This window comes from Kribbella sp. NPDC056861 (assembly GCF_040687575.1).
GTDB lineage: Bacteria > Actinomycetota > Actinomycetes > Propionibacteriales > Kribbellaceae > Kribbella.
This window is the reverse complement of the sequence record NZ_JBFBNQ010000002.1, coordinates 1,058,164-1,067,990: the sequence shown is the minus strand read 5'-3', so window position 1 is coordinate 1,067,990 and position 9,827 is coordinate 1,058,164. Positions and strand designations below refer to the sequence as shown.

Annotated in this window: 5 protein-coding genes; 3 read left to right on the top strand and 2 right to left on the bottom strand. The window is 67.9% G+C overall.

All coding sequences use genetic code 11. The features are described 5' to 3' along the window. Window positions 1–44: 44 nt before the first annotated feature. On the bottom strand, window positions 45–1,424 hold the full coding sequence (locus AB0P21_RS12040; RefSeq protein ID WP_363695924.1) for a glycoside hydrolase family 76 protein: 1,380 nt from the start codon (window positions 1,422–1,424) through the stop codon (window positions 45–47). A gap of 286 nt (window positions 1,425–1,710) precedes the next feature. Between AB0P21_RS12040 and AB0P21_RS12035 the strand changes: the two genes are divergently transcribed. After that, a complete protein-coding gene (locus tag AB0P21_RS12035) occupies window positions 1,711–6,186 on the top strand; it encodes a glycoside hydrolase family 2 TIM barrel-domain containing protein (RefSeq protein WP_363695923.1) in 4,476 nt (1,491 codons plus the stop codon). On the opposite strand, the gene AB0P21_RS12030 is transcribed toward AB0P21_RS12035, so the two are convergent. Next, window positions 6,176–8,005: a hypothetical protein gene (locus AB0P21_RS12030; RefSeq protein WP_363695921.1), complete on the bottom strand. Its 1,830-nt coding sequence runs from the start codon at window positions 8,003–8,005 to the stop codon at window positions 6,176–6,178. The genes AB0P21_RS12035 and AB0P21_RS12030 overlap by 11 nt on opposite strands. Window positions 8,006–8,221: 216 nt before the next feature. Between AB0P21_RS12030 and AB0P21_RS12025 the strand changes: the two genes are divergently transcribed. Next, on the top strand, window positions 8,222–8,809 hold the full coding sequence (locus AB0P21_RS12025) for a hypothetical protein (protein ID WP_363695920.1): 588 nt from the start codon (window positions 8,222–8,224) through the stop codon (window positions 8,807–8,809). Window positions 8,810–8,860: 51 nt separating this feature from the next. Beyond that, window positions 8,861–9,703 (top strand): tryptophan 2,3-dioxygenase family protein, encoded by an 843-nt coding sequence (locus tag AB0P21_RS12020; protein WP_363695919.1) that lies wholly within the window; start codon window positions 8,861–8,863, stop codon window positions 9,701–9,703. Window positions 9,704–9,827: the final 124 nt, after the last annotated feature.

Here is a 9,827-nt window from a genome sequence, read left to right as displayed (position 1 = left end):
TATCAGTGCAGCCGCCAGAGCCAGCGGTGTTGCGAGCCGGCGCTTCACGAGGCTGCATTCATCAGGTCGAGGGCACTGTGCTGCCGGGCCGCGCTGAGAGCGTCGACCGGGCCGTACCACCGCAAACCGTACTGATCCATCGGAGTCCTGTCGGAGGCATAAGCCCGGTCGGCCTGCTTGCGCAGGTACGTCGTATAGGGATGGTCGGAGAGCGCCGCGTTCAGCTTGCCGAGCCCGCGCACATGCGCGCCCTTGAAGGACTGCCCGTCGCCGCCGCAGTCGCTGCTGCCCTCACACGGCTCGCGCAGGATGCCGTCGGCGGTGTTGAGCGCCGACGAGGTGGTCGCGGCGTTGGCGATCTGCCGCGCCCTGGTCAGATAACTGGTGTTACCGCTTGCCTTGGACAACTCGGTCAGTGCCCCGAGCAACACTCCCTGGTTGTAGCTCCAGGCAACATCGCCGTTGTTCTTGCAGGTGGAGAGGCTGATCCCGTCGTTGACCAGGTTCGAGCTGTTGATCATCCCGGTCTGCTGGAACCAGGTCCAGCCGCTCTGCGCCCTTTGCAGGTACGTCGTGTCGCCCGCGATCCGGTTGTGCAGAGCAGCGCTGAGCTGGATGTAGAGCGAGTTGGTGATCGCGTTCTTGTACGTCTTCGCCTGGCTCCACCAGACCCCACCGCCGCAGGTGTTGTCCCAGTGCGCTGCCATGTGGTCGGCGTCGATCCGGGCCGTCTGCAGGTACCGCGCCTCGCCGGTCAGGTCGTAGGCAGCGATCCACGCGAGACCCCACCAGCCGGTGTCGTCGATGTAGTCGTTGCGGAACTGACCCTGCTGGGCGTTGAGGTTCAGGTCGTAGGTGCGCCCGATCGCGTAGCGGTAGCTGTTCATCCCCGACACCCGGGCGTTGTCGATGATCGCGGTGAGCGCATTGGCGGCGTTCCACCAGCCGGTGGTGTCGAACATCCCGGTCGACCGGTTGTAGAACTGCATCTGCGCGGTCGCCGCGGCGGTCCGCCGGTCCCACGCGTTCCAGGTGGTGCGCGCCCACGGAGTACAGGCGATGTCGCCGCGGTCGCCGGCCTTGCCGCAGGCCCGCAGCGCGCCGACGCCCTGGTTGTTCCAGTCGTCGACGTTGAACATCTGGCTGCGCCAGCCGGACTGGCCGGCCGGCGTCACGGTGTTGCCGAGCCGGCTGCCACCGGCCCAGCTGCGGCCGCCGTCCATCGAGCGGTCCAGCCAGACCTCGTCACCAGGATTGCCGTTCTCGATCGAGGCCCAGCCCATCGCGTCCGTGTCGTCGAAGTGCAGGCGGATCGTGCGGCCGAAGATCCCCGCCGTGACGGGGGACCGGTCGGCCGGGGAGAGCGCCGGATCGCGGGAGTCGCAGTACTTGTTGCAGATGGTCGCCTGGACCGCTGTCGTCACCGCCGGAGTGGATGCGGGGGCCGGGGGTGGAGCGCCGGCCGGAATAGACATCGCTGTCAGGGCGACAGCGGAAACGATTCCAACGATCATGGTGTTCTCCCTGGGGCGGAGGGATGAGAGCGCTTTCAGTGAAAGTAGAGCGCGCTGTGTGAGGCCGTCAATACTGCAGGTGATCGAAGCTGTGGGAAAACGTCGGACAGTCCGGGTCTTGACCCCGTCTCACCGGGCCACCTAGCGTGCACCGAGGATGAACACTGTGTGATCTTGTTCGATTCTGAGGAGTGCGATGTCCGCCCGTCGCCTGAACTGGTTCGCTGCGCTGGTTGTTCTGTCGGGAGTGCTCGTCGCGGTGCCGGGCTTTGCCGGCCCCGCCGACGGCCCTGCCGATGTGCACACCTATCTGGAGGATCCCGGCAAGGTCGCCGAAGGCCAGGTCGCGCCGCACAGCCGGCTCTGGCCGTACGCCGACGAGGCGTCCGCAGTACGGGGTGAGGGGTCGCCGTACGTGCGATCGCTGGACGGCTCCTGGAAGTTCAAGCTCGTGGACAAGCCGGGTGACGTGCCAGCCGGCTATCAGGCGCCGGGGTACGACGACTCGAGCTGGTCGACGGTGAACGTGCCGCACACCTGGCAGAGCGACTTCCTCGATCACCCGATGTTCCGGAACATCCCGGAGGAGGTCTGGCCGGACGTGCCGCCCGCGGTGCCGCGGGACGTGAACCCGACCGGCGCCTACCTGAAGACCTTCACCGTCCCCACGGGCGAGACCGGGCGCAGGCAACTGCTGCGGTTCGAAGGTGTGACGAGCGGCTACTTCGTCTGGGTCAACGGTAAGTACGTCGGCTACGACCAGGGCGGTTACAGCCCGGCCGAGTTCGACATCACCGACGTCGCCAAGCCTGGCCGCAACCTCGTCGCGGTCCAGGTCCACCGCTGGGGATCGGGGTCGTATCTCGAGGACTACGACCAGTGGCGGTACGCCGGGATCTTCCGCGACGTCTACTCGTACTCCGTTCCGTCGGCGCGGATCCAGGATGCCTACGTCACCACGGATCTGGACGCCTCATACCGCGACGCAACGCTCTCCGTCGACGCCGAGCTGGCCGGCGCCGCGCCGGGCTCTGTGCTGACCGCGACCCTGCGCGACCCGAGCGGGAAGGTCGCCTCCACCTTGAGCGGCGGCCCGAAGCTGACTGGTGTCGTGCAGAACCCTGCGAAGTGGTCCGACGAGACGCCGACGCTCTACAGCTTGGTTCTCACCCTGACGGATCCGGCCGGCCAGGTCGTGCACCGGACCAGTCAGCGGGTCGGCTTCCGGGAGATCGAGGTCAAGGACAAGCAGGTCCTGCTGAACGGCAAACGGATCTTGTTTCGAGGCGTGAACCGGGCCGAGACGGATCCGAAGACCGGCCGGCACGTGACGCGCGAGGCGATGGAGAAGGACGTCCGGCTGATGAAGCAGCTGCACGTCAACGCGGTGCGCACCTCGCACTACGAGAGCGACCCGTACTGGTACGAGCTGGCCGACAAGTACGGTCTGCTGATCGACGACGAGGTCGACATCGAGACGCACGCGCACGAGTCCTGCCCGTCGGAGTGCCTGGCCAGCAAGCCCGAGTGGCAGGCGGCGTACCACGATCGGTTCGTCGCGATGGTCGAGCGGGACAAGAACCACCCGAGCGTCGTGTTCTGGGACACCGGCAACGAGGCGGGCCTCGGTACCGCGCACTACGCGATGGCTGAGTGGGCCGATCGCAACGAGCCGACCCGGCTGCTCTACCACCAGTCCAACTCGCCGGACGGCGATGCGCCGTTCGCCGATGTCGCCGGCCCGCGCTACCCGACGCCGGCCTCGCTGGAGAACAAGGCGAAGACGTTCAGCAAGCCGATCGTGATGGGCGAGTATGCCCATGCCATGGGCAACGGTCTCGGCAACTTCGACCAGTTCTGGGCGCTGGCCCGCAAGTACCCGTCGATGCAGGGCGGCTTCATCTGGGACTGGGCCGAGCAGAACCTCGAACAGCCGCTGATCACCACGCCGGACTCGTCGCCGGGCAAGGTGCAGGCGTTCTTCGTCGGCAAGCCGGCGGTGGTGCCAGGCCATCAGGGCAACGGCGTCGAGCTGTCCAGCCTGGACGACTTCGTCAACGTCTTCCGTGCTCCGGCGCTTGACGTAGGCCGCGAACTGACCCTTGACGCATGGGTCAAGCCGGCCAGCTGGACCGGCTCGATGCCGATCTTGACCAAGGGTCAGCAGTACGCGTTGCAACAGCCCGGGGAGAAGACCCTGGAGTTCCGCGTCACCCTGAATGGTCGGGAGAAGGTAGTCACCGCCCCAACCCCTTCCGGCTGGCTCGGGAGTTGGCACCGCGTCACCGGCACGTACGACGGCGCCGCGCTGACCCTGTACGTCGACGGCGCACCAGTCGCCTCGACGCCGGCCACCGGCACGATCGAACCGGGGATCTGGGAGGTGAACGTCGGGCGCAACGCGCAGACCCAGCAGGATCAGACCAGCACTCGGCTGGCTCACGGGACGTTTGACCAGATCCGGATTCTGCGGCGGGCGCTCAGTGGGGCGGAGATCGCGGGTGGCGGTGACTTCCCGCAAGACGCGGTGCTCGCGCTGGACTTCGAGAAGACGGTCAACGCGGGGAGGTTCCAGAGTCTCGGGATCAGCTTGTCCGGCACGGACGGTCTGATCGGGACCGACCGCTACCTGCAGCCGGAGACGGTGGAGATGGCGTGGTCGCAGTCGCCGCTGCGGTTCTCGTCGACGGCGCCGGGGGTGGTGACGCTGCGGAACGAGCAGCAGTTCGCGCCGCTCACCTTCGATCTTCGCTGGGCGGTGCGGCAGGCCGGTGAGGTGGTCAAGCAAGGCACGCTGCCGGTGACGTTGCCGCCGGACAGTTCGCGGACGGTGGAGTTGCCGGTGGCTGCCGACAACCCGCGCTCACTCGAACGGTTCCTCGATCTGGACGCCGTGAGTGGTGATGCGCTGGTGCAGCGGGACCAGTTCCGGATCGGCGGCACGGTGGTGGCCGGAGTCGGTGCCCGACCTGCCGTGGGTCAGCCGACCGTGGTGACCCACGGTTCCCGGACCGTCGTCTCCGGTCAGGACTTCAGTTACACCTTCGTCGCCGGGAAGCTGACCTCATTGGTTGCGCGAGGCAAGGAATTGCTGAAGCGCGGTCCGGAGCTCGACGTCTGGCGACCCCCGACCTCGAACGAGACCTATGACTGGGGCACCGCCGACCGCCAGGTCTGGAACGAGCTCGGACTGGATCGACTCCAGTCGACGACAGGTGTCGTCGGAGTGAAGTCACTGTCCGACGGCCGGGTCGAGGTGACCGTGCCCAGTGTCTCGGCTGCGCCGGGACATGCGGCGGAGTTGTCGTTCGACCAGACGATGACCTACACGGTCGATGCCGCCGGCGCGATCACGCTGGCCCACCAGGTGACGCCGCGCGGTAGCAAGCTGACCAATCTGCCGTACCTGCCGCGGGTCGGCTTCTCGCTGCAGGTTCCCGAGACCCTGAGCAAGTTCGCGTACTACGGTCGCGGTCCCGAGGAGAGCTACAACGACCGCGCCTCGGGCACTCGGGTCGGCGTCTATCGCAGCAGCGTGGACGAGCAGTACGTGCGGTACTCGCGACCGCAGGCCTACGGCAACCACACCGACACGCGCTGGACAAGTCTCACCGACAGCCGCGACGGCGTGCTCGTGGCGGCCGCCAAGGGAGACTCGGTGGATGTCAGCGTGACGCCGTACGACCGGCTTGACCGGGCGGAGTACGAGTTCCAGAAGCAGTTCGTCCGCAACCCTGGCTGGGTGACCTTGCATGTCGGGGATGCCGAGACGGGGATGGGCGAGACGCCGAACAGTGTGCAGGCGCCGTACCGGATCGATCCCACGCAGCCACGCTCGTACGCCGTGACGCTGCGGCCGCTGTCGGCGGCCGAGGCCGTGACGGGTGCACCGGTGGTGACTGGGCCGGCGGCTTGCGATCCGACGGTTGCGGTGAAGCCGCAGGGCGAGGCGAAGCAAGGGGTGGCGCAGACCGTGCAGGTGACCGTGACCGGTGAGTGCGCCGAGCCGGTGCGTGGCACGGTGGTGAAGCTTGCGGCGCCGAGTGGTTGGACAGTCGCGCCGGTCACGAGGTCGGTGGGCGACATTGTCGCTGGGCAGACCAAGACGGCTGACTTCGCCGTGACTCCGCCGGTTTCGGCCGGCTTCGGTGACTATCAGTTTGTTGCCACGACGACCTATGACGGAGGTTTGCCGATCACGTCGACGGCAGCCGTGTCACTGCCGTTGGCGCCCGGGCAACGCTGGGCGAGCGATCTTCCCTTTGCCGGCGCGCCAACCAATGGGTGGGGGCCGGTCGAGCGTGATGCCAGCAATGGTGAGGATGCGGGTGGGGATGGTGGACCGCTGGTGTTGGGGACAATCACCTATGCGAAGGGTTTCGGCGCGCATGCCAACTCGCTGATCACGCTGGATGTTCCGGCCGGGTGTACTCGCTTCGACGCCACGGTTGGGCTTGATGCCGAGGTCGGTGGCTCTGGCAGCGTCACGTTCGAGGTGCGGGCGGGCGGCGCAGTACTGGCTACGACTCCGCGACTGACTGGTGGTGGCAGCGGTGTTGCTCTGACGGCTGATCTCTCCGGTCAGGCGCAGGTTCAGTTGGCTGTCACGGATGCCGGCGACGGCAACGGACTCGATCACGCGGACTGGGCCGCTGCTCGCCTTACTTGTTGAGAGCGGTGAGGGTGACGCCGGTGGTCAGGTGGCCCGTGAGGGTGGCTCGGCCGCCGGTGGACGGCTGGGCGAGCAGGTTGCCCTTGTGGGCTTGGCCGTTGACGGTGATTCGGTCCACCCGGCGGCTGCCGGCGGCCAGCAGATAGGAGCCGCCGGCCGGCGCCTTCCAGTAGGTGGAGGCGAGGACGTTCTGGTCGAAGCGGCTGCAGGCGGCTGTGTTGACGGCCTTGCCTGCCGCCGCCGGTGCCGCTCCAGGCGCCAGTAGGTGCGCACTGGCCCAGCCGTTGCCTTCCCAGGTGTCCGAACGGGTGCAGACCCAGCTACCGCGGCCGCCACCGGGCAGGGGCTGCTCGGCGAAGATCCAGTTGTTGGCGGACCGGATGCCCTGGCTCTGCAGGGTTTGCAGGCTGCAGGCGGTCTGGGCCCAGGTCAGCAGTGCAGCACTGCTGGTCGCTTCGCGAGGAGCACGTGCGGTGCCGCTGGACGGCGCGGGCATGTAGGTCAGGTGGACCGGGCTGAGGCCGCCCAGGTGGGTCAGCAGGAAGGCGTGCTTCTCTGCGACCGTGGGGGCCGACCGGAGCTGCAGTGTGGGCCAGGAGGAACAGGTGGGCGGGGCAACCGCGCCAGTGATGCCGTCTACGCGGGCGAGGCTGGTCGACGGCTTGTTGGGCTTCACCAGGTCGCGCAGGGTCGCGCTGGCGATCCAGGGAGCTGTGAGGAAGCGGACGCCTTTGGCCGACTCGCTGATGGCTACTGCTGCGGCAGTTGTCACGTCTGCGTTGTCGGCGCGGGCTACGACGAGTCCGCCGCCGTCGGTGTAGCGGGCGAGACGCTGGCCGTCGTACAGGAGGACTACGGGCTTGCTGTCGACCGTGCCGGCGTACAGGAGTTGTGGGGCCTGGTTGGGCGGGGCGATCGGCGTACCGGCTACTGCGGTGACTCCGTTGCCGGTGGACCAGGTGCGGAGTGCGGTGGTCAGGAGCGCCTTGTCTGCCAGGAGATCGCCGCGAGGTGCCCAGGCGGTGAAGTCGACTCGGGCGGTGTCCTGCCAGCGTGTGGCCGCAGTACGGGTTAGTTCGTCTGCTGTCAGCTTCGAGGCGAGGACCAGGCGGTTCTCTGTCTGCTGGGTGGCGGCGGCTGGTTCATCGGTGTCGCCAGTGGCGAGTAGCGAGAACAGGATCGCCATGGCGACGAGTGCTGTCACAGCGATGACTACTGCGCGGCCGCGGGCCTTGCGGCGTACCAGGTCGGTTGGTGCCAGGCGCACGTCGCAGGGGTCGAACACTGCGGCGTCCAGCGGGCCGCCTGGTCCACCGGCGGTGCCTTCGTCGAGCAGGCATGCCTCGTTGACTGCGGCTTGAGCGTGCTGGATGCCCATGGCTCGCAGCTGCAGTTCGGCCTCGTCGACGGAGAGTCGCTCGGCCTCCACCAGTGCCCAGGCGGCACGGGCCTCGGGGGTGATGCTGCTCAGTGCCTGGTCGAGGGTGATGTCGTCCGCGGCACCCGACTGCGGGAACAGGCGAAGGCCCCAGATCTGCGGGAGCAGGCGGAGCGGCGTACGGGAGTTTGCTTGCTTGATGGCGCCCTGGACGACGCGGCGGCGCAGGAAGTCGGCGACGTCGGTCTCGCCGGGCAGCTGCCGCTCGAGCCGGCGGCGGTCGGGCAGAGCGCGCTGAACCACGCCGTGCGCGGTGAGGATGCGCCGGTGCCGGCCGAGAGAGGCGGGCAGGATCAGGTACGCGAGCCGGACGAAGGCCGGATAGTTCTCCAGCAGTGCCGCTTCGGCGTCGGCCGGAGTGACGGGCGGGGTTTCGGCCACGGACGAACTGGTCCTGCGGTTGGCCAAGACTTCGATGTCGCCCACTCCTCAGATCGGCACTAGCTCCTCACCGAGAACCCAACGAGCGACATGGCCCGTGGTCACACCGCCCGCCCGACGGACGACATCGCGACCGCTTCCTGACAAGTCCCTGACATCGTCTTCATACGGTGTGCGACAGGATCTCCGGACCGGTCAGGACAGGAAGGTCGAACGTTGCCCGCTCGTCGCTCGACGCTCATCGGCGTGGTCGTCGCCCTCGCGGTGAGCCTGCTCGGCCCGTCGGTGGCGGTTGCCCTGCGCGATCACTCTCAGGCAGCCGCTGCAGGGTCGGCCTTGAACTGGGTCAGTCTGATCACCGGCGACCAGGTGGCGATCGACGCTGCCGGCTCAGTAGTGGCCATCCACCCTGCCACCGGCCGCGAACGCATCTCCCTGACGCTGCAGCAGACAGGCGACCACCTGTACGTCGTACCGGCTGATGCTGCTGATCCGATCTCCCGCGGGCTGGTCGACCGGCGACTGTTCGACGTCGCGCTGCTCAGCCGCCCGGAGTACCAGTGGCAGAACTCAGCGGGGCTCGCGATCATCGTCACCTACCGCGATCGCCGCAGGCCGCTCTCTGCAGGCGGTGTGCGGGTCGAGCATCTCTACACGTCGATCAACGGCGAAGCGCTGACTGTCACCGCCCCGGCCGCCGCCTGGTCGCGGCTGACCGGTGATCCGTCGGTGAAGAAGATCTGGCTGGACGCGGTCCCTGCCGACCTCTCGAACCAGCGCGGCGGAGAGATCCGTACGAGTTGACGCGTTCGGGTGACCGATGTCACCGAGCGTGATCGCGGTTATCCTCGGCGCGTGAGTGAGACGAGCGGGGTTCAGCCCAGCGGTGAAGCGGTGACAGGCCGGTGGGACGGGGTGGACGTCCACTTCGGTGAGGAAGGTGGCCGGCTCACCTACGGCAGCTACCTGCGGCTGGGGGAGCTGCTCGACCAGCAGCGGCTGGAGTCGGACCCGCCGGCCCATGACGAGTTGCTGTTCATCACGATCCACCAGGTCTACGAGCTGTGGTTCAAGCAGGTGCTGCACGAGATGACGGCGTCGCGGGACGCGATGCTGGCCGGGCAGCTCTGGCGAGCGCAGCACCTGCTCCGGCGGGTGCACACGATCGAGCGCACGCTGACCCAGCAGGTCGACATCCTGGAGACGATGACGCCGCAGGACTTCGGCGAGTTCCGGCACCGGTTGTCGCCGGCCAGCGGGTTCCAGTCCGTGCAGTTCCGGGAGATCGAGTTCCTCTCGGCGGCGAAGGATCCGTCGTTCGTGAAGCGCTTCCGCGGGCTGAGCGCGGCAGAGAAGGACCGGCTGGAGCGTCGCCTCGCCGAGCCGACGCTGTGGGACGCCTTCCTCGTGGTCCTCGAGGCGGCCGGCTTCTCGACCACCGACGAGGACGACCTGCGCAAGGCGCTGCAGACGGTGGCCGGCGACCGCAGCAGCTACGGCGAGATCTGGGAACTGGCCGAGGGCCTGGTCCAGCACGACGAACTGGCCGCCGCCTGGCGCGCACGGCACGTGGTGATGGTCGAGCGGATGATCGGCACCAAGCCCGGTACTGGTGGCTCCTCCGGCGCCGGCTACCTCCGCAGTCGCCTGGACCTCCGCTACTACCCGCTTCTCTGGAACCTCCGCTCGTCCCTCTGACCAGCTGTCGGTGGGGCGCTGCTCCACCTCGTGCAACTCGGAGCCGAGACGGCGTTGTCGAGGTCGACCGGCCCGGTGTGGACCCGGAGCAGTTGCTCGGGGCCCACACCGTGTTCGGCCCTGC

Bases quoted from the DNA above. Each gene is read 5' to 3' on its own strand.
- AB0P21_RS12035 (WP_363695923.1), top strand. From the start codon at position 1,711: ATGTCCGCCCGTCGCCTGAACTGGTTCGCTGCGCTGGTTGTTCTGTCG.